The following is a 20438-nucleotide window of genomic DNA, read 5'->3' as shown; positions in this document are numbered from 1 at the left end:
AAACACCGCGAAGTCCTTATTAATCGACTTCGCGGTGTTATTTATGTCATATTCATATTAAATATTATGATACATTTTCAATGCGTGCTAACATATAGATGAGGAGTGATGCTAATTATGTTAAGAGAATTAAATGGGCTAAACGCCATTATTACAGGCGGTTCTAAAGGTATAGGTAAGTCAATTGCTATAGCTTTAGCTCGTGAAGGTGTAAATGTAGCAATAGCGAGTAGAAATGTCGAAACTTTAAAAGAAGCTGCCAATGAATTAAAACAATATGACGTTAAAGTTTTTTATAAAGAAACAAACATAGCACATCATAAAGATGTCCAACGCTTTATCGAAGACTCATATCATGCACTCGGTTCAATTGATATTGTAATTAATAATGCAGGTATAATGAAAACTAATTCATTTTTAGAAGTTAGTGAATCAGAATTCGATCAATTATTTGAAACGAATGTTAAAGGAATTTACTATGTATTACAAGAATCATTACCTTACTTAGTTAAACAAAAAAGTGGTGATGTCATAAACATTGCATCTATGTCTGGATTAAAAGCAAATGCTACAAGCAGTGTTTACTCTGCTACTAAGTATGCTGTAATTGGAATGACTGAAGGTATTATGCAAGAAATGAGAAAGCATAATATTCGCGTGTCTTATTTAACACCATCAGCTGTTCTTACTGATTTGATAGGTGAACCTCAATTACAAGAAGATACAATGACACACCCTGAAGATGTAGCAGACGTTGTAATAGCACAATTAAAATTACAACCAAGAACATTTATGAAGACAGCACAAATTTGGGCAACAAACCCTACACCAAAGGAATAGGAGCGATTAATATGTATGTAGTAACAAACAGAATTAAAATGAAAAAAGGTTATGCAGAAAAATTAGCACCAATGTTTACTAAAGGTGGCGCTTTGCAAGAAATGAAAGGTTTCATTAAAGTAGAAACTTGGAATATGCAAGATATAGAAGAGAACGACGAATTACACGTAAACATGTGGTGGGAAGAATTAAAAGACTTTGAAGTTTGGAAAAATAGTGATGCTTTCAAACAAGCACATAATCGTGATGGCGATTCTAATAAAGACAAAGGTGAATCACCAATGTTAGGGTCAGAGATTGCTATTGCAAAAGTAGAAACAACTATCGAACCAAAATAAAAAGTACTGATGTGAATAAAAAAATGTCGACAAAGTCTAAACCTTTGTCGACATTTTTATTAAAAGAATATATGCGCTAGTATAACAATAATTGGAAGAGCAATTATTGTACGTATAATATAAATCATAAAGAGTTTCCCTAGGCTAACTGGTATTTTAGAACCAAGTATTACGCCCCCTACTTCAGATAAATAAATTAATTGAGAAATACTTAACGCACCTACAATAAATCTTGTCATATCACTTGGTACATCACTAATTAGTAGTGATGGCAAGAACATATCTGCAAAACCGATTAATAATGTTTCAGATGCTTCTTTAGCATATGGAATTTGCATTAATTCTAGTAATGGAACAAACGGTGCTCCAAGAATACTGAATGTTGGTGTATATTCTGCAACAATTGTTGCTAAAGTACCAATTGTCATTACAACAGGCAGTACAGCTAACCACATATCTAAAACTGTCTTAACACCATTTACAAAGAATTGTTTTACTCCTGGTGATTTAACTGCTTTTTCTGTTGCTTGTTCAAATCCCCATGTAATAGGATTATGGGTCTTAGGTATTTTTTCGTTTAATTGTTCAGTACTTCCATCAGAATATTGATCAGGAATTTGCTTCAACGGCCAAATTCTAGGCATTATAAATGCTGCAACAATACAAGCTATAATAACTGATAAATAAAACTGGAAGAAATAATCCATTAAACCGATTGTTTGAGCAATAACAATCGCAAATGTAATAGACACAACTGAAAATGTCGTTGCTATTACAGTAGCTTCTCTTCTAGTATAAAACCCTTGTTCGTATTGCTGACTTGTAATCATAACACCAACTGTTCCATCGCCAATAAAAGATGCAAGGTTATCAACTGTAGATCTTCCTGGTAATTTAAACACTGGTCTCATGACAGGTGCAAACATTGGTCCTAAAAATTCTAATAAACCAAAGTCCATCAACAATGGAAGGAATAGACCTGCAAAGAAAAATACAGCTAGTAAAGTTGGTAATAAATCATTATAAACCATTAAACCTGTATTTTCGTTCACTACAATGCCCGGTCCAAAATCGAAATATATACAAATGGCAAATATAGCACCTATTATGCGTATTACAACCCATATCCAATTCACATTAAATAGCTCATTAGTTATAGATCTCTTAGTAGAACTACTAAATACAGTAGAATAAATTAATGTCATCACTGCAGAAAAACATATTAAGAGCATAATAATTAATCCTGCATAATCCCCTATCCAACCTAAAACGGTATTTGCTAAAAATGCAACAGGTAAACTAGTCTCTGGATTACCTTTATCGTCTGTTACTGTTATTGGAACTAAAAAGAGGTAAATCCCTAATAATGATAATATTATAAATTTTAATCTTCCCACTAATACACTCGATTGTTTCATACTTTCTCTCCTTTTCGCAAGACTAACTATACACAATAATTAATAAATATTCAATACTATTCATCTCTAATTTTATTATATATTTTTATGTAAGCGCTGTCATTAATTTTTAGAAAAATAAAAGTGAAACGAGATAATAATATGCAATAAAATTTTGTAAATCTTAACTTTAATATTTTTAAATATTCAATCAATTGAATATTATCCGTATGATATATTGATGATTACCACTTTTTCAATTAATTTTATACATAAAATATGTACAGACATTACGATTGTTCGGGTATTAAATTTTATCTGTATTTTTACAAATCACACTGTTATAATCATGATTATATGTCAAAGAGAAGGAGTTATATGATGTCGAAAGCTCGATTAATCACATTTATGTTAAGCGTATTTGTCGTAGGAATGGTTGAATTGATGATTGCGGGGATTCTTACTTTAATGAGTAAAGATTTAAATGTATCTGAAGCAATAGTTGGCCAACTCGTAACAGTTTATGCATTAACGTTCGCGATAAGTGGACCAATACTTGTTAAAGTCACAAAGAACATATCACCAAAGACCGTCTTATTAGTAAGCATGGCTATTTTCATATTAGGAAACTGTATCATCGCTTTCTCACCTAATTTTACAATATTAGTTTTAGGTAGAATATTATCATCTGCCGCTGCAGCTATTATAGTTGTTAAGATTTTATCATTAACTGTCGTATATTCTAATCCAAGTGAACGAGGTAAAATGATTGGACTCGTGTATACAGGTTTTAGTGCCGCCAATGTATTAGGTGTTCCACTAGGTACAAAAATTGGTGACCTAGTAGGTTGGAGAATGTCATTTGTATTTATATCACTTGTCGGGGTTGCAGCTATTATATTAATCGCATTTAATGTAGCAAGTAATAAAATAGATACAGTTGAATCATCTCAACAAAATCAAGGATATAAGATTATTGATAAACTTGAAATTGTTAAATATTTAAGTATCACTTTCTTAATACTTGCAGCTAATTATGTTGTCGTAACATATATCAGTCCATTATTATCAATTTATGGATATGACTTAAATATTGTTTCCATTGTATTGCTCGTTGCGGGACTTGGTGCAATTCTTGGAACATCATTAGGAGGATATATTACAGACTCATTAGGCAGCAAGAAATGGTTGTTAATTTCATTAAGCACTTACACAGTATTAATGCTTATTTTCCAATCATTTTTACCTATATTAATTATTACTCTAGTTGGTGTATTCTTATGGAATATCGTTCAATGGGGATCGAATCCACCAATTCAAATAGGTATTATCTCTCAAATAGAAGGAGATACTAGTGCTGCTATGAGTTGGAACATGTCCAGTTTAAATGCAGGAATTGGGGCAGGTTCATTATTAGGAGGCATTTTTGTATCTTACTTTAATGTCGTGTCAAGCTTATATGTAGCAGCTGTATTAAGCTTTATCGCATTTTTAATTTGCTTAACACTTAAAAAGAAACCTAAATCACAACAAGTATAATAAAAAGCGACCGGAAAATTTCCGGTCGCTTTTTTTATATCTATTATTGTAATTCTTTACCATTTTGTGATTGGTTTTCTTCATTAGAAGATGCATTTTTTTGTTCGTATTCTTTTTTACTCATTACATCATCAACGTGCATGTTAACTTCAACAACTTCAAGGCCAGTCATATGTTTAACTTGTTCTTTAACTAAGTCTGACACTTTTTTGAAGATTCTAGGAGCTGATTCACCATATTCTAAAATAACTTTTAAGTCTACAGCTGCTTGTTTTTCTCCTACTTCAACAGTTACACCTTGTGTTACGTTATTTCCAGAAGTGAAACGGTCAGTAAAGCTAGATGCAAATCCGCCTTTCATATCTAAAATACCTTTAACTTCTCTTGCAGCAATTCCAGCAATTTTTTCTACTACTTCATCTGAGAAAGATAATGTATTTGAAAATTGTGGTTCTTGAGCTTGAGCTTGTTGTTGTTGAACTTCACGTTCTTGTTCGTTTACACCAGTTTGTTCATTGTAACTGCTTTTTGCTTTGTTGTTGTCTACGTTTGCCATAATAAATTCTCTCCCTTAGTTTATAATTTGTTTTAATTTTTTTATTTATATATTTAGCAGTCTAACTAATTCTGTTAAGGAAATTTAAAAACTGCTGTGTACAGTCTTTAATATACCCTAGCCCCACACCTATTAAACATAGGACAAGAATTAAAACTGTTTTCCAAAAACCAATAGTTAAAAATAAAACTGCTAAAATTAACATCGCTATAAAACCAATAATTCTCCATTTATATTCTTTAATAAAATTAATGAATTGATTCGGATCTTGATTTTCATTTGGCATAACCGGAACCTCCTATCCTTGTCTTATAATACTCTTGTATCACTCGTTTTCTGATCTCTTACATTAATCTCGATATTTTTCACTGGTATTTCAGAGAAATGTTCAACATTTTCTTTAATATCCGATTTGATACGATCAGTTAATGTTTGAATACCACCTGTCTCTGAAACTACAAAGAAATCAGCTTTAACTGTTGCATAAGATTTGTTCTTCTTGTTATAAAGTTTAGCTACAACATTTGGTTGACGAACTTGATCGTATTTTTGAATTGTACGATAAACACATTTTTCAACTGAATTTCTCGTAATATATATGTGACCATCCTCGTAGTCACGGTGTAAGCCTGGTTTCTTATGTGTTGGTTTAAATGTCGCAAAGAACATTAGTAAACCAAAGAATATTAATACGCCAGCACAAGCAATCAATGTAGGTTCAAACCAATTATATTTTAATAACTGTTGTTGATAGCTCTTAATTTGGCTAATATCCAAGTACATAAAAAGAAGCGTGCCTACAACTACTATTATGAACAAGCCTAGGAAAAAATTCTTTAATCTTCTCACTGGCAACTGCACCTCCTATGTAAAGTTCTATTACTACTCATAGTTATACCCCTAAAATGATTTCGAAAACAATATTTTATATTTAATTTATATTTTTAGTTAAAATTTTAATAAACTAGCAAAGTTGATTTCAATTTCTTTGAAAATTTTATTTGAAACTGGATTTTTTAAGTCTGTACAATATACTATATTCAAAAATAAAAAAATGCTTTCAATCCGAATTAATTCGGATTGAAAGCATTTTATATATGTGTTGATTTTTGCATTAAATATAAGAAATATGGTGCTCCAACTATTGCAACGATAATTCCTGCTGGTAGTCCATTAGGCTCTAATACAATTTTACCAATTGTATCTGCTACGACTAACAATATTGCACCGTTTAACACGGCTATTGGTAAGTATAGTTGATGTCTTGGTCCTACTATACTTCTAGCAATATGTGGCCCCATTAATCCTACGAAGCCAATTCCTCCTGCTACTGAAACTGCTGCAGATGATAACACAACAGCTAAGAAGACGAGAAGGATTCTTTCTTTATTATTATTAATACCGAAAGCAACTGAAACTTGTTCGTTTGTGCTTAAGACATTTAATACATTCGCTTTATAAAACAAGAATGGCATTACGATTGCTAACCATGGTACAAATGCAAACACGAATGGCCATTCGTCTCCCCATATATTACCTGCAAACCATCTTGCTATAAATTCCATTTGATCTTGGTCAAAAGTAGACATGATTGTAATAGATGCCCCACTTAATGCAGTTGATAAACCCACACCGATTAATACCATTCTCACCGGGTTTATTCCTTCACCTTTTTTATGACTAAAGATGAATATTACCATAGCTGTAGCTAAACCACCTAGCATACTTACAAGTGGTAATACATATACAAAGTCGCCTGCTTTGATAGTACCAACTACTAAAAACAATGTAATCATAAAGCCGCTTCCTGCGTTAATACCCAATATACCAGGCTCTGCTAGTGGGTTCTTTGTAATACTTTGAAGTATTGCACCACTCAACGCTAAGCTTGCTCCTGCTAAGATTGTAATAAGCATTCTTGGCATTCTAAATTCATACAAAATCATAGTATCTAGTTCGTTACCTTGACCTAAAATTGTTTTGAAAAATTGGACAAATGACATCTTAAATTCGCCAGTTGTCATCGCAAATCCCATTGATGCGATGAGTACGACTACTAAAATGGTAAAAGTTATGCGTTGTTTTCGAATTATTTTAGGATGTATCATAATATTTTACCGTCCCTTCTTACAAGATAAAGGAAGAACGGTACACCAATAATTGAAATAACTGCTCCAATTGGTGCTTCTCCTAACATTCTCGCTATCATATCTGCAAATAGAAGAATAAATCCACCTAATACTGCTGATAAAGGGATAACGCGTTTATAATCTGTCCCTATCATAAATCTAACAATATGAGGAACCATTAAGCCTACAAAAGCAATCTGACCTACAATAGATACAGCTATACCTGCTAATAATATTGTAGCAATTAAACTCGTATACCTAACAACTGTACTATTTTGTCCCAAACCTTTTGAAAGTGTATCACCTAAACTAAGTATTGTAAGTTGTCTACTCATCATAATTAACACTATTAAAATAACAACAACTATCGGCGTTGAAATCATAAGTTGTTTCCACGTTGTACCACTTACGCCACCAACACTCCAAAATGTTAATGTTTGATTTAATTTAAATATTAATGCGATTCCTTCACTTGCAGCAGTCAATAGCGCAGATACTGCAGCACCTGCAAGTACAAGTCTCATTGGACTAAATCCACCACGTTTAGATGAACCGACACTCATTACAAGTACCCCACCGATTCCAGCTCCAACAAATCCCGCAAGCATAAGTGTAAAGTACCCTGCACTTGGTATTACTGCTAAAGTTAGTGCAAGCATCATACTTGCTCCAGCGTTAAGTCCTAATAAACCAGGATCAGCTAAGCCATTACGTGTAACACCCTGCATTACAGCTCCAGATACTGCCAGTGCCATTCCGACAATAACTGCTCCAATTTCTCTTGGAATTCGTATTTCTCTTAAAATATTATGTTCCTCTATTTGAGGATTATAGTTGAAAATTGCATCATAAACCATTTGAATCGAAGTTGTTTTTGCTCCGAATAAAAATGACAGAAGTAAAACAGCTACAAGTAAAATAATTGTAACTGTTAAAATAATAGGATAGCGATTTTCTTTAATTGTTTTTGATTGAGTCATCAGGCTGCCATCCTTTTATAACTTTGTGTAATGTTTACATAGTAAATTATATGTTACAAGCATTGGCTTACCAGTTCTAGGATCTGTTGAAAGTTCAGCATCAATGTTAAACACTTCTTCTAAAATCTCGTTTGTTAACACTTCTTCTGTTTGACCTTGAGCAACTATTTCTCCAGCTTTCATAGCTATTAAATGGTCAGAAAAACGTATTGCTTGGTTGATATCATGTAAAACCATGATAATCGTACAACCTTGTTCTCTATTTAATTCTTGAACAAGTTCTAGAATTTCAAGTTGATGTGAAATATCTAAATATGTTGTTGGCTCATCTAAGAAAATGATATCTGTTTTTTGAGCAAGCGCCATAGCAATCCATACTCTTTGTCTTTGACCACCACTTAAATCATTTATTGCTCTATATTTAAAATCATGAGTTCCGGTAACGTTTAAAGCCCACTCTATTTCCTCTTTATCTTGTTTAGATAATCTACCAAAACCTTTTTGATGAGGAAATCGTCCATAAGAAACCAGTTCACCAACTGTTAATCCATCTGCAACATCAGGAGACTGAGGTAATATCGCAATTTTTTTAGCAATTTCTTTTGTAGAAGTTGAATGTAAGTTCTTTCCATCAAGTAAAACTTCTCCAGTTTGTACATTTAAAATACGGCTTAATGCTTTAAGTAAAGTTGATTTACCACAGCCATTTGGACCGATTATAGAAGTTACTTTACCATCAGGTATTTCTAAGTTTAAATCATTAACTATTAATTTTTCACCATAACCTATTGAAATGGCTTCTCCCGTTAAACGATTCATAAAGAACCCTCTTTCTATTAAAAATAGACTCTATTTATTATGCTTATTTGCTTAATTGTATTTTTTTGTAAATGATAATCATTATCATCATTCATATCTATGTATTATATCATTTAATGGGGTCTTTTTCTATCATTTAATGAATATTTTCACGTTATATTCACTTTTGAGACAAATAAAAACAAGCTAAGAATCCCCTTTTTCTTAGCTTGTTTTTTAAATTATTCATCCACAAGGAAACCATTTCCGAGTACGTCCCTCACATCATGGACAACTACAAATGCATTTTCGTCGAATTTCTTGATCATACGTTTAGTTCTAGAAAGTTGCGTTTTAGCAATTACTACATACAAAACATCCGTATCTTTTTTCGAATAATATCCTCTACCATTTAAAATCGTACATCCTCTTCCAATTTGCTCATCTATCATTTTAGCAATTTGATCAGGATTTTGAGATATAATGGTTACGGCTTTTTTAGGGTTTAAACCTTCAATAACAAAGTCCATAACTTTAGTACCAACGTATAAAGATATCACTGTTAGTAATGCTTTTTCTAACGGCATTACAGTTAGTGAGAACATGACTACGATAAGGTCAAAGAATAGAAGAGCATATGATGTATTAACATCTAAGTATTTATGAGCTATTCTTGCAAGGATTGTTGTTCCAGCAGTTGTTCCGCCAGATAATACTATTAAACCAATACCTAGACCGACCATAAATCCACCAAAGATTGTGTTAATTAATATTTCGTGTGTCTCAACAACCCATGAACCTGTCAGACCTAAAAATACCGATATCGCAATAACCGCTATTATTGTATAAATTGTACTTCTCTTACTTAAAAATTTGTACCCTAACGCGATTAAAACAGCGTTTAGTATAAACGTTGACCACGCTGGTGATATATCAAAAGCATAAAGTAGAATCAAAGAAACCCCGGTTACGCCACCTTCACCTAAATTAGCTGATATAATAAAGGCATTTACCCCAGTAGCAAATATGAATGATCCTACTAGTATTAATATCATATCTCGTAATAATCTATTTTTCATGACCTTACCTCCTTTTTATTTTTCAGCAGACATATAGATACTACCATAATCAGCAAATCCCCTCAACATGCCTATTTCAAATACAAAAAGGGAGTGGGACAGAAATCTAATTTTATAAAAAAGATTTCGTCGTCCCACCCCTGCAAAGATAATATTTTTATATTAAAATTGTTCTTCGAATGGTGCTTGTATATCTTTTAGTACTTTAACAGAGTTATCAAATAATGCTTTTTCCTCTTCATTTAAAGGCATTTCGATTATTTCTTTAATACCAGATCTATTAATTAAAGCTGGTACACCGATATAAACACCTTCATGTCCATATTCACCTTCTAGATATCCAGAAACAGTTAACACTACATCTTGATTGTTTAAAATTGCTTTAGTAATACGCATAAGCCCCATTGCAACTCCATAGTATGTTGCACCTTTTGCTTCAATAATTTCATAAGCTGCATCTCTAGTTTGAACAAAAATTTCTTCTATTCTATGTTTACGTGTTTCATCTTTTTCTATTATAGATCTTAATGGCTTACCTGCAATATTTGCGTGTGACCATACAGGTAGCTCAGAATCTCCGTGTTCTCCAATAATATTTGCATGTACGCTTTGTGGAGCTACATCAAATTCTTCGCTTAATAAATATCTGAATCTTGCTGTATCAAGAATTGTACCTGAACCGATAACGCGTTCTTTTGGTAAACCAGAGAATTTCATTGTTGCATAAGTTAAGATGTCTACTGGATTTGTAGCAATTAAGAAGATTCCATCAAATCCAGAACTCATAACTTCATCGACTATAGCTTTAAAGATTTTCATATTTTTTGCTACTAAATCCAATCTTGTTTCACCAGGTTTTTGAGCCGCACCCGCACAAATCACGACTAAATCAGCATCATTACAATCCTTATATTCGCCTGCTTTTACTTTGACTGGAGAAGGACCATAAATTGTTCCATGGTTTAAATCCATAACATCTCCATTTACTTTCTTCTTATCTAAATCTATGATGACAAATTCATCACAAATACCTTGATTGATCATTGAGAATGCATAACTAGAACCTACTGCACCATTTCCTACTAATACAACTTTGTTTCCTTTAAATTGTTTCATTATAACCGCTCCCTGTTTATTATTATAAAATCATCGCTAATATGAATGTCCACACACATATGAATATTAAAAATCCTATACTATATTTCAAAGTCATTTTGAGTAATTCTGACTCTTTACCAACTTCACCTACTGCTGCTGTTGCAATAGCTATTGACTGTGGTGAAATAAGTTTAGCTGCTACACCACCAGCAGTATTTGCTGCAACTAGTAATGGGCCACTTGTGCCAATTTGACTTGCTACAGTTGCCTGTATAGGTGCAAACAACGTATTGTTATTAACAACAGATCCTGTCATAAATACGCCAATCCAACCTAATACAGGAGAAAGTAATGGGAATACACTACCAGCTTTCGCAATACCTTGTCCCATAGCACCTGTTAAACCACCGTAAGTCGTAATTTTAGCAATCGCTAAAATGAAACATATCGTCAAAATTGGTAGCCATAATTCTTTAATTGTTAAGCCTAATAATTTAAACGCTTCACTAAATTTAAAATGTTTAGATATTAGAATTGTAATGATGATAGATATTAAAATCGCAGTACCTGTTGCACTAAATATGTCTATTTTTAATGTAATTAATTTATTTGTAATTTCATTTAATGTTCCAGGAATACTAATGTTCCATACTAATGATGATAATAAACCATCTTCTGCAAACAATCCTTTGAAGAATGGCGCACTCCATATCATGACAAAAATAGTTAATATATAGAATGGGCTCCATGCATATAAGATCGTTTTAACAGAATGCTTTTTCGGTTGCATAACTTTTTGATCAGTAACTCTATAAATATTTTTAGGTTGATAATATTTTGAGAATATTGCTAATGCAACCATTGATAATAATGGTGGAATAATATCAGCAAGTTCTGGACCTTGGAAATAAGTAATGAGTACTTGCAAAACTGTATAAGTTGAACTTACAACTAATATCATCGGTAAAATTTCTTTAACACCTTTTAATCCATCTAAAATCATAATTAATAAGAAAGGAATAAAGAAATTCATAATTGGCAATGTAAGCGTTGATATTTGAGAAACTTCTAATGCCGTAATATTACCATGTAAACCTAAACTATCCACTATTCCAACAGGTATACCAATTGCACCAAAAGCACCAGCAGCACCATTTGCAATTAAACATAACATTGCAGCTTGTAACGGTCTAAATCCAATTTGAATTAATAGCACACTACAAATTGCAATCGGAACACCAAAACCAGCAGCACCTTCTAAAAATGCATTAAAACTAAATCCAATTAATAGTAATTGTATACGCTGATCTTGAGATATCCCAGAAATACTATCTTGAATAATGCTGAATTGACCTGTACCAATAGAAACTTTATATAGCCATACCGCCATTACAACAATATAACCAATAGGAAGAATACCTTGGAAAAACCCTTCAGTTACAGCACCAACAGCTACAGTTTTTGGTAAATCAAATATAAAAAATGCAATTAATAAAGTTACGACAAGTGTTGTAATTGATGCATATATTCCTTTCATTTTAAAAACTGTTAAACATAATAAAAATAATATAATCGGTATACTAGCGACAAGTGCCGATAAAGTTACATTATCTAATGGATTAATATTATTTAATAACACAACGAACAACTTCTTTCTTTTTTATTTTTTAAGATGCGCATCTTTTATATTTGTGATGTTTTTCACAATGTAAATATAACACCTCCAAAACCCTGGGTCAATAGCTTTAGCGCATATTATGTGAAAATATTCACGATAAATTTTATATAGATTTTTACGATTTTTTACAAACTCTTTATCTACTTGAATGGTTGCGTTTACATTTTTTGTCACTGAGTTGAAATTAATTATCTACTTTATATTGTGTTAGGGACATAATTACGAGTAATGTCCGTAAGAGATGCTGTTAAGGACATAATTCTGAGTATTGTCCGTAAGAGATGCTGTTAGGGACATAATTACGAGTAATGTCCGTAAGAGGTACTGTTAGAGACATAATTACGAGTAATGTCCGTAAGAAGTAGTGTCGCTAAGGAGCATTATTCGGAATTCTGCCAGTTAGCCCAATCTAAACTCCACAACCAACCTCTTTCTCCATCTCCACACGCAAAATAGAGCCTAGACAGTTAATTGTCTAGGCTCTATTTTGTAATTTTTAGTTGTTTTCATCTACCAAGTTCTATTACATTCTTAATTTTATATTTTTATTCCGTTAGGCTTTGCGTATTTACGAAATGTCTATACTTATCGTGTGTTGTTATTAACTCACTATGTGTACCTGCACCGGTAATTTCTCCTTTATCTAAGAAGATTATTTGATTTGCTTTCTTTATTGTTGCTAGTCTATGTGCTATTACTATTGTAGTTCTATCTTTCATAAGTTCATTCAATGCTTGTTGAATATAATATTCACTTTCACTATCTAAATTAGCTGTTGCTTCGTCTAATAGTAAAATATCCGGGTTCTTAATGAAACTTCTTGCTATATCTATTCGCTGCCTCTGTCCTCCTGATAATTTAGTGCCTCTTTCTCCTATTTCGGTTTCAAATCCTTGTGGAAATTCCATTATAAAGTCATAACAACGTGCCATTTTTGTATAATGTATCAGTGTTTCATCACTTACCGCTTCATTAATTCCATATGTAAGATTATCTCTTATCGTACCTGACATCATTGCATTAGATTGCATGACATATCCAATTTTCTGTCTCCAATATTTCAAAGATATATCTTGTATAGACTCGTTACCATATAATATTTCCCCGTGCTCTAGTGGATACAATCTTTCAATTAAACTGAACAATGTACTTTTCCCTGATCCTGATGGTCCTACAAATGCTGTAACTTCTCCAGAATGGATAGATAATGATAAATCTTTAATAACGAGATTATCTTCATATCCAAATGAAACGTTTTTGAATGTTATGTCTTGATGGTCGGCTACTGGACGATTTGAATCTATCCCAATTTTTTCGATTTCTTCTTGATATATTTCATATATTCTTTCACTTGCCCCAACTGCTTTTTTATAGTCCGTAATGAACATTGAGAAACTTAAAATTGGTGCTGATAATTGTATAACATAGAAAATCATCGCAACTAAAGTTCCTGCTGTAATTGCGCCACTTGATACTCTTATTCCACCAAATCCTAATATTATAGCGACGGTAACTGTCATTATAATTCCTGATAATGGTGATATAATCGCTCTTATTTTAGCTTCTTTCAAACCTAAATTATATATACTTAATAAAGTTACTTTCGTCTTTCCTAATTCGTTTGTTTCTGAAGTTGTTACTTTCACTAACTTCATTTCAGTTAATACTCTACCCAGCAATCCACTAAATTTAGCAATTTCAGTTTGTGTTTCTTTAGAAATTTTGCCCATTTTCTTCCCTAGTGGAATCATAATGCCTATAAAAATCGGTAAAATAATAAATGTAATGAGTGTCATTTGCCAATCGAGAATGAACAACATAACAATGGAACCAATCAGCGTTAATAAAGAAGGTAATACGCTTGGCGCCTTTTCAGAAATAAATAAATTAATTACATTCGTATCATCAGTAATACGACTCATTAATTGGCCACTTTCATTCTTATCAAAAAAACTCATTTTTAAGTTGATGAGATGTTGCCAAAGCTTTGCTCTAATAGAGTAAATAGTTTTCTCACCAATTTTACTTAATAAATACGTACCTATACCACTTAAAACAGCATTAGCTAAGAATATCCCTATAAATAGCCATACCATACGTAAATCTAAATTTTCTGCATTAAATGTATCCACTAATTTCCCGGTAAATAATGGTACAAGTAAACCACTTAGACTCCCTAGTATAGATAGAAACATTGCCCAAAATACCATTTGTTTAGGCCAATCTACTTTTTTTAGTAAATAAATCAACGGATTTTCATTTTTCATTTTAACTACCTCTTCAATAAATATAATGATTATATTTGTATTTTACAGCAAAATGGTATATACATACTAATTATAGAAAACTAATTTTACAAAAAATTAATATTCATTTGTTATCTTGTTATACGGAAGTTATTTAATTTATGTTAGAATGATATAGTTAATTTTAAAAATAAATAAAGAGGTCTTATTAATGAAAAAAAGTCTATTAATATTTTTTGCACTACTAATATTGAGCATTCCAGTAACTCAAAATGCATCTGCTGCTGATAACGCAAAGTCTCCAACAACTGTTGCCAACGAAAATGGATATTCACTTGGAGAAATATATGAACCAGAAGGCGCAATTAATTACAGTTCTGAAACTGGTCAAATTATGTATGAATATAAGATAGATGCTAAATGGTATCCTGCAAGTATGTCTAAGTTGATGACATTATACTTAACTGAAAAAGCAATCAACAGCGGTAAATTAGACAAAAATGCAAAAGTTAAAATGACAAACGAAGAATACCGTTTATCAACGTTACCTGAACTAAGTAATACAAAATTATATCCAGGTGATGTATATACTATTTCAGAGTTAATGCAAATTACAGTTTCTAACTCTTCAAATGCCGGCGCGATGATTTTAGGTAGAGAGACTATGAAAGCTGAAAATTTAGCTTCTGCAAAAAAGATAGATAAAAAAGATAAAGACTCAAATAAAAATACAGCTTCTAAACAACAAAAGAAAGATTTAGACTCTGACTTTGTTGATTACATGAATGAAACTGCTAAAAAAATAGGCATGAAACATACAAAGTTCTACAATTCTAATGGCGCATCAAATAATTTATTATTAGAATATAAAGCTAAGCGTTACCAATCAGATGAAGATAATTATTCTACATCTAGAGATTTCGCAATTCTAGCGCAACATCTTGTAAAGCAGTATCCTGATATTTTAGAATATACAAAATTAGTAGCACCGACTGTTCAAAACGTTACTTATTATACTTATAACCACTCACTTGAAGGTGCGGATATGTCATTAAAAGGCACGGACGGTCTAAAAACAGGTTCAAGTGATACTGCTGACTATAATCATGGTCTTTCAACTAAAAGAGATGGTTTAAGAATCAATCAAATCATTTTTGGTGCTGGTGACTATAATAGCGTTGGTGGTGAAAAAGAACGTAATATGATGGGTAACAGCTTAATGGAAAAATCATTCAATGAATATGAATGGAAAAAAGTATTATCTAAAGGCAAACAAAAAATAAACGGTAAAACTTATTATGTTTCAGAAGACCTTTATGACGTTGTGCAAAAAGGTGTAGATTATAAAGTTGTTCTTGAGGATGGTAAAGCCCATATCGATTACAAACGTACTTTCTTAAATGATAGCTATGGCCCACCAACAGTCAATGTGGAGTCACCTAGCAAACATAAATTTAATCAAACAAAAGAAAAAGTTACAAGCGAAGATAATAGACCTATCATCATGACCGCTTCAATATTACTTATTTTAGGAATATTGTTATTATTAACTTGGTTATTAAAACGTAAGAAAAATAATAAATAACATTAAGCCTTAAGCCCGACAACAAATACGTCACTTTAGTGTAGAATAGTATTAAACTATTTTATTCGAGGTGACGTATTTTTGATTCATTTTTTACCGAATTTTTTATCAGAACCAATTAATATATCATTAGTTACGATTACGATCATCGCGCTAATATATGTATTTGTTCATCATAGAAGACAGCAACCTATATTAAGTTTGATTGATATTATTTTAGGATATTTCCCTATTTTAATTCATGAAATGGGCCATGTGATTGCAAATAAACTTTCCGGTGGCAAACCGAAAGATTTAGTTGTTGTATGGCGTAGAAAAGAACGAACAGAAACAGGTAGACAAGGTTATGCTATAACGGGTTCTAAATCGCGATTAAATCAAGTTATAACAACATTGTTCGGTTATATTATGCCATCTATTATGCTTATTTTAGGTGTTTGGCTAAAACATCATACGTTTGGACCAATATTCTTAATTATCCTTCTTTTAATGTTTTTATACTATGTTATGCTTACATCTAAAAAGTTTATACCAACTATCATACTAGTTGTCATAGCTGCTGCATTATACGAAGTCATATCAGCACCAAATATACATGACTTTGGCCAAATCACCACTTATATATATCACTTGGGCTTAGGTACATTGCTAGGCGAAGTTGCTCAATCAAGCATCACGATATTCTTATTAACTTTCACACGATCAAGCCAAGAATGGGATGGCAGCCAATTAAGGCAACTAACTAAAATTCCTACTATTATCTTTAGTGTTATTTGGATTGCAATAAACGTATATGCAGTTATGTATACTTTTAATATTTTATGGTCATAAAAAAACCAATAAAGAATCGAGTGTTTCGATTTTTTATTGGTTATTTTTTTATTCCAAACAAATATGATGCATTTGTTTCGCTAATCATAATCGTTTTATTATTTAACTTTAGTTCTATAATTTGATTTAAGCTATCTTTATTACTTATTGTAACGACATTACCTATATTCAAGTCTTGATTACTTAAATAATCTAATAAATTCACATAGTCCATTACACGTTTAATGATAACATCGTCACCTACTTCAAATTCATTCAATGAAGTATTATATAATTCTTCAATTTGATTCTCTCTTGGAATTATTCCACCATGTGGACACGTCTTAGGATACCCCATCAACTTATCTATCTTTTCTATGAAACGATCAGATACCCGATGCTCTAAAATTTCAGCCTCTTCATGTACTTCATCCCACGAATACTCTAACTCTTCTATTAAAAATCTTTCAATTAGTCTATGCCTTTTAATGATATTCGCAGTATGGTCTAATCCTTTTTGTGTTAATTTCACACCTTTATATGGACGGATATCTACATAATCGTCTTTTTTTAAACGCAGCATCATTTCACTTACTGATGACGGTTTAATACCTAAATCTTGAGCTAAGTTTTTATTTGATACATAATCTGTCGTTCCATTTAATCCAAAAATTGCTTTTAAATAATCTTCTTGTTCTTCAGTCAACATCTGCTCTGACCTCGCTTTTATTATCATATTTTTATTGTACCATGATTTATTTTTACAAGCTATCTCTTGACTTCACCTAATTTTATAATATAATCTAACTATAGTTTAGGTTAGCCTAAACTTATTTTTAGAAAAAGGTGATAACATGTTACAGGTTAAGAATATGAATTTATTTATAGGTCAACAGCACATATTGCATGATATTAACTTAACAATTCAATCATCAGGAGAGCTAATAGGCATTATGGGGCCAAATGGTGCTGGAAAATCATCGTTTATCAAATCAATTTTAGGCGAATTCAAAGCAACTGGCTTTGCTTTTTGGAATGATAAACCTATTAAGCAACAACTCACTCAATTAACTTACATTCCCCAAAGAAATCAACTAGATTTAGATTTTCCTATTACAGTTAAAGACAGCTTAATAACTGGCTATTACCAAACTTCTGGATGGTTTAGACCGATGGCAAATGAAGCTTATATAAAAAGAGACCAATTATTATCTGACTTGCAGCTAACTGATTTAAAAGATAAGACATTAAATCAATTAAGTGGTGGACAATTACAACGTGTTCTCTTAGCAAAAGCTTTAATGAAAGATAGTGATTTATTGTGTCTAGATGAGCCTTTCGTTGGAATCGACTTTAAAAGTGAAGAAATCATGATTCAAATATTACGAAGACTAAGATCAGAAGGTAAACTGATTTTAATTGTTCATCATGATATCCATAAAGCCAAAGCGTATTTCGATAGAATCCTCCTCCTCAATCGATCGGTAAAATTCTTTGGTTCTGCTACAGAAGCTTTATCTGATGAAAACATTAAAGAAGTATTTTTAAAGGAAGGCGTAACATTATGATTAACGAATTTATCTCATCACTCTTTCAATATAACTTTTTAAGTAGAGCTTTAATCACTGCCATCATAGTTGGGATTGTTTGCGGGGTTGTAGGAAGCCTTATTATATTAAGAGGTTTATCTCTAATGGGTGATGCCATGAGCCATGCTGTTCTACCTGGTGTCGCACTCAGCTATGTATTTAATATTCCAATGTTTATAGGTGCCTTAGTATCAGGTATGTTAACGAGTTTACTAATAGGATATATTTCACAACATTCGAAGACAAAAAATGATGCTGCAATAGGTATTATTTTCACTGCTTTCTTTTCCCTAGGTATTATAATCATTAGCCAAATCAATTCCTCTACAGATTTATACCATATACTATTCGGAAACATTTTAGCAGTAACTTCAAATGCTTTTTATACAACGAGCATTGTAAGTATTATTGTGATTGCTTGTGTCATTATATTTTATAAACCACTCCACTTATCAACTTTTGATCCAATAGCGGCGAAAATGAGTGGATTGAATATTAAATTAATTCATTACTTTGTCATGATGTTGTTAGCACTTGTTACTGTAGCGAGCTTACAAACGGTTGGAATTATTTTAGTTGTTGCATTGCTAATCACACCTAGCTCTACTGCATTTTTAATTACTAAATCATTAAAAGCAATGATGATTGTTGCAAGTACAATTAGTGCAATATGTGCGGCCTGTGGCATGTATATTAGTTACCTATACAACTTACCTAGTGGCGCTTGTATCGTATTAGTATGTTGTTTAGTTTATATTATTACGTTCGCCATACATAAACTTAAATTAAAATTTATATAAGGAGTCCATTATGAAAAAATTATTGTTTTCACTCATAGCTGTCATCTTATTATTGAGTGCATGTAGTCAGTCTTCGTCTAAAAATGATAAACATTTAAAAGTCGTCACTACAAATTCTATACTTGCTGATATGACAAAAGAAGTAACTAAATCAAACGCAAAAGTCACAAGTATCGTTCCCATTGGTCAAGATCCACATGAATATGAAATCAAACCACAAGACGTTAAAGAACTTACAGATGCCGATGTTATCATATATAATGGCTTTAATCTTGAAAGTGGAAATGGTTGGTTTGAAAAAGCCTTAGAACAAGCTGGCAAAAAAATATCTGACAAAAATGTTATACAAGCTACAGAAGATGTAAAACCTATTTACTTAAAAGGTGGAGAAGGAGATAAAAATAAAATCGATCCTCACGCTTGGTTAAGTATTGAAAATGGTATTAAATATGTAAATACTATCGAAAAACATCTGAGTAAAATTGATGAAAAATATAGTAAAGATTATAAATCGAATGCAGATAATTATACAAATAAACTTAATAAATTACATAGCAACATGAAAAATGAATTTAATGATATAGATGAGAACAAACGAGCATTCATTACAAGTGAAGGTGCTTTTAAATATTTTGCAAAAACGTATCATATAAAACCAGGTTACATATGGGAAATTAATACAGAAAAACAAGGCACTCCAGATCAAATGAAACAAGCCATTAATTTTGTTAAAAACAATCATCTATCATCATTAATCGTAGAAACAAGTGTAGATAAGAAAAGTATGCAAACATTAGCTGAAGAAACGAACCTTGAGATTAAAGAAGAAGTCTTTACAGATTCTATAGGTAAAAAAGACTCTAAAGGAAATTCATACTACAATATGATGGAACACAACGCCAAAGCAATACACAATAGTATGAAATAGTTATTGAATTTATAAAAAAGTCTGAGACAAATTAATAGTCTCAGACTT

20 protein-coding genes are annotated in these 20438 nt (G+C 31.8%); 8 read left to right on the top strand and 12 right to left on the bottom strand.

The features are described 5' to 3' along the window. Positions 1–117: 117 nt before the first annotated feature. Entirely contained in the window at positions 118–840 is a 723-nt protein-coding gene (locus LQ608_RS11245; RefSeq protein ID WP_078358105.1) for an SDR family NAD(P)-dependent oxidoreductase, read from the top strand. 11 nt (positions 841–851) lie between these two features. After that, positions 852–1178, top strand: coding sequence for a heme oxygenase (locus tag LQ608_RS11240; RefSeq protein ID WP_239751959.1), 327 nt, complete (start codon positions 852–854; stop codon positions 1176–1178). A gap of 59 nt (positions 1179–1237) precedes the next feature. Here LQ608_RS11240 and LQ608_RS11235 read toward each other — a convergent pair whose 3' ends face one another. After that, entirely contained in the window at positions 1238–2596 is a 1359-nt protein-coding gene (locus LQ608_RS11235) for a YjiH family protein (protein ID WP_078358103.1), read from the bottom strand. Between the two features lie 360 nt (positions 2597–2956). On the opposite strand from LQ608_RS11235, the gene LQ608_RS11230 reads away from it, so the two are divergent. Then, the gene (locus LQ608_RS11230) at positions 2957–4114 is read left to right on the top strand and encodes an MFS transporter (RefSeq protein WP_107509438.1); all 1158 of its coding nucleotides are present in this window, start codon (positions 2957–2959) and stop codon (positions 4112–4114) included. A gap of 43 nt (positions 4115–4157) precedes the next feature. Here LQ608_RS11230 and LQ608_RS11225 read toward each other — a convergent pair whose 3' ends face one another. The 10 genes from LQ608_RS11225 to LQ608_RS11180 form a co-directional block, all read right to left on the bottom strand. Next, positions 4158–4670, bottom strand: coding sequence for an Asp23/Gls24 family envelope stress response protein (locus LQ608_RS11225; RefSeq protein ID WP_107509439.1), 513 nt, complete (start codon positions 4668–4670; stop codon positions 4158–4160). 61 nt (positions 4671–4731) lie between these two features. After that, the gene (locus tag LQ608_RS11220; protein ID WP_025906323.1) at positions 4732–4956 is read right to left on the bottom strand and encodes a DUF2273 domain-containing protein; all 225 of its coding nucleotides are present in this window, start codon (positions 4954–4956) and stop codon (positions 4732–4734) included. Between the two features lie 23 nt (positions 4957–4979). Then, positions 4980–5519 (bottom strand): alkaline shock response membrane anchor protein AmaP, encoded by a 540-nt coding sequence (gene amaP, locus LQ608_RS11215; protein ID WP_239700419.1) that lies wholly within the window; start codon positions 5517–5519, stop codon positions 4980–4982. Positions 5520–5761: 242 nt separating this feature from the next. Further along, the gene (locus tag LQ608_RS11210; RefSeq protein ID WP_078358099.1) at positions 5762–6778 is read right to left on the bottom strand and encodes a FecCD family ABC transporter permease; all 1017 of its coding nucleotides are present in this window, start codon (positions 6776–6778) and stop codon (positions 5762–5764) included. Then, the gene (locus LQ608_RS11205) at positions 6775–7779 is read right to left on the bottom strand and encodes a FecCD family ABC transporter permease (protein WP_078358098.1); all 1005 of its coding nucleotides are present in this window, start codon (positions 7777–7779) and stop codon (positions 6775–6777) included. Before LQ608_RS11205 ends, LQ608_RS11210 begins: the two co-directional genes overlap by 4 nt. Before the next feature lie 15 nt (positions 7780–7794). After that, the gene (locus LQ608_RS11200) at positions 7795–8598 is read right to left on the bottom strand and encodes an ABC transporter ATP-binding protein (RefSeq protein WP_078358097.1); all 804 of its coding nucleotides are present in this window, start codon (positions 8596–8598) and stop codon (positions 7795–7797) included. Positions 8599–8819: 221 nt separating this feature from the next. Next, positions 8820–9656 carry a YitT family protein gene (locus LQ608_RS11195; protein WP_239751957.1) on the bottom strand — a complete coding sequence of 279 codons (837 nt, stop codon included), beginning with the start codon at positions 9654–9656 and terminating at the stop codon, positions 8820–8822. A 162-nt stretch (positions 9657–9818) separates the two neighbouring features. Beyond that, positions 9819–10772: an L-lactate dehydrogenase gene (locus tag LQ608_RS11190; protein ID WP_078358095.1), complete on the bottom strand. Its 954-nt coding sequence runs from the start codon at positions 10770–10772 to the stop codon at positions 9819–9821. Positions 10773–10794: 22 nt separating this feature from the next. After that, a complete protein-coding gene (locus LQ608_RS11185) occupies positions 10795–12393 on the bottom strand; it encodes an L-lactate permease (protein ID WP_239751955.1) in 1599 nt (532 codons plus the stop codon). A 584-nt stretch (positions 12394–12977) separates the two neighbouring features. Then, positions 12978–14699: an ABC transporter ATP-binding protein gene (locus LQ608_RS11180; protein ID WP_239751953.1), complete on the bottom strand. Its 1722-nt coding sequence runs from the start codon at positions 14697–14699 to the stop codon at positions 12978–12980. Between the two features lie 190 nt (positions 14700–14889). On the opposite strand from LQ608_RS11180, the gene pbp4 reads away from it, so the two are divergent. Further along, complete coding sequence (pbp4, locus tag LQ608_RS11175) at positions 14890–16263, top strand: penicillin-binding protein PBP4 (protein ID WP_239751951.1); 1374 nt, start codon at positions 14890–14892, stop codon at positions 16261–16263. Between the two features lie 81 nt (positions 16264–16344). Then, positions 16345–17094 (top strand): M50 family metallopeptidase, encoded by a 750-nt coding sequence (locus LQ608_RS11170; RefSeq protein WP_239751949.1) that lies wholly within the window; start codon positions 16345–16347, stop codon positions 17092–17094. Positions 17095–17134: 40 nt separating this feature from the next. On the opposite strand, the gene LQ608_RS11165 is transcribed toward LQ608_RS11170, so the two are convergent. Then, positions 17135–17782, bottom strand: a complete 648-nt coding sequence (locus LQ608_RS11165) for a metal-dependent transcriptional regulator (protein ID WP_078358090.1) — start codon at positions 17780–17782, stop codon at positions 17135–17137. A gap of 145 nt (positions 17783–17927) precedes the next feature. Here LQ608_RS11165 and LQ608_RS11160 point away from each other — a divergent pair, with 145 nt between their 5' ends. From LQ608_RS11160 to mntC, 3 genes are read left to right on the top strand one after another with little or no spacing between them, the layout of a single operon-like run. Beyond that, a complete protein-coding gene (locus tag LQ608_RS11160) occupies positions 17928–18641 on the top strand; it encodes a metal ABC transporter ATP-binding protein (protein WP_078358089.1) in 714 nt (237 codons plus the stop codon). Continuing rightward, the gene (locus LQ608_RS11155) at positions 18638–19462 is read left to right on the top strand and encodes a metal ABC transporter permease (protein ID WP_088369007.1); all 825 of its coding nucleotides are present in this window, start codon (positions 18638–18640) and stop codon (positions 19460–19462) included. The genes LQ608_RS11160 and LQ608_RS11155 overlap by 4 nt, the downstream gene beginning before the upstream one ends. Positions 19463–19472: 10 nt before the next feature. Further along, on the top strand, positions 19473–20390 hold the full coding sequence (gene mntC, locus LQ608_RS11150) for a manganese ABC transporter substrate-binding lipoprotein MntC (protein ID WP_239751948.1): 918 nt from the start codon (positions 19473–19475) through the stop codon (positions 20388–20390). Positions 20391–20438 lie beyond the last annotated feature (48 nt).

Origin of the sequence: Mammaliicoccus sp. H-M34, assembly GCF_022386495.1 — a bacterium.
In the GTDB taxonomy this organism is placed as follows: domain Bacteria; phylum Bacillota; class Bacilli; order Staphylococcales; family Staphylococcaceae; genus Mammaliicoccus; species Mammaliicoccus fleurettii.
The sequence above is the reverse complement of the archived record's forward strand: the minus strand, read 5'-3'. Positions and strand labels throughout refer to the sequence as shown.

Excerpts from the sequence above, each read along its gene's own strand:
- LQ608_RS11245 (WP_078358105.1), top strand. The coding sequence starts at position 118 with ATGTTAAGAGAATTAAATGGGCTAAACGCCATTATTACAGGCGGTTCT.
- LQ608_RS11240 (WP_239751959.1), top strand. The coding sequence starts at position 852 with ATGTATGTAGTAACAAACAGAATTAAAATGAAAAAAGGTTATGCAGAA.
- LQ608_RS11235 (WP_078358103.1), bottom strand. The coding sequence starts at position 2,596 with ATGAAACAATCGAGTGTATTAGTGGGAAGATTAAAATTTATAATATTA.
- LQ608_RS11230 (WP_107509438.1), top strand. The coding sequence starts at position 2,957 with ATGTCGAAAGCTCGATTAATCACATTTATGTTAAGCGTATTTGTCGTA.
- LQ608_RS11225 (WP_107509439.1), bottom strand. The coding sequence starts at position 4,670 with ATGGCAAACGTAGACAACAACAAAGCAAAAAGCAGTTACAATGAACAA.
- LQ608_RS11220 (WP_025906323.1), bottom strand. The coding sequence starts at position 4,956 with ATGCCAAATGAAAATCAAGATCCGAATCAATTCATTAATTTTATTAAA.
- LQ608_RS11210 (WP_078358099.1), bottom strand. The coding sequence starts at position 6,778 with ATGATACATCCTAAAATAATTCGAAAACAACGCATAACTTTTACCATT.
- LQ608_RS11205 (WP_078358098.1), bottom strand. The coding sequence starts at position 7,779 with ATGACTCAATCAAAAACAATTAAAGAAAATCGCTATCCTATTATTTTA.
- LQ608_RS11200 (WP_078358097.1), bottom strand. The coding sequence starts at position 8,598 with ATGAATCGTTTAACGGGAGAAGCCATTTCAATAGGTTATGGTGAAAAA.
- LQ608_RS11195 (WP_239751957.1), bottom strand. The coding sequence starts at position 9,656 with ATGAAAAATAGATTATTACGAGATATGATATTAATACTAGTAGGATCA.
- LQ608_RS11190 (WP_078358095.1), bottom strand. The coding sequence starts at position 10,772 with ATGAAACAATTTAAAGGAAACAAAGTTGTATTAGTAGGAAATGGTGCA.
- LQ608_RS11180 (WP_239751953.1), bottom strand. The coding sequence starts at position 14,699 with ATGAAAAATGAAAATCCGTTGATTTATTTACTAAAAAAAGTAGATTGG.
- pbp4 (WP_239751951.1), top strand. The coding sequence starts at position 14,890 with ATGAAAAAAAGTCTATTAATATTTTTTGCACTACTAATATTGAGCATT.
- LQ608_RS11165 (WP_078358090.1), bottom strand. The coding sequence starts at position 17,782 with ATGTTGACTGAAGAACAAGAAGATTATTTAAAAGCAATTTTTGGATTA.
- LQ608_RS11160 (WP_078358089.1), top strand. The coding sequence starts at position 17,928 with ATGTTACAGGTTAAGAATATGAATTTATTTATAGGTCAACAGCACATA.
- LQ608_RS11155 (WP_088369007.1), top strand. The coding sequence starts at position 18,638 with ATGATTAACGAATTTATCTCATCACTCTTTCAATATAACTTTTTAAGT.
- mntC (WP_239751948.1), top strand. The coding sequence starts at position 19,473 with ATGAAAAAATTATTGTTTTCACTCATAGCTGTCATCTTATTATTGAGT.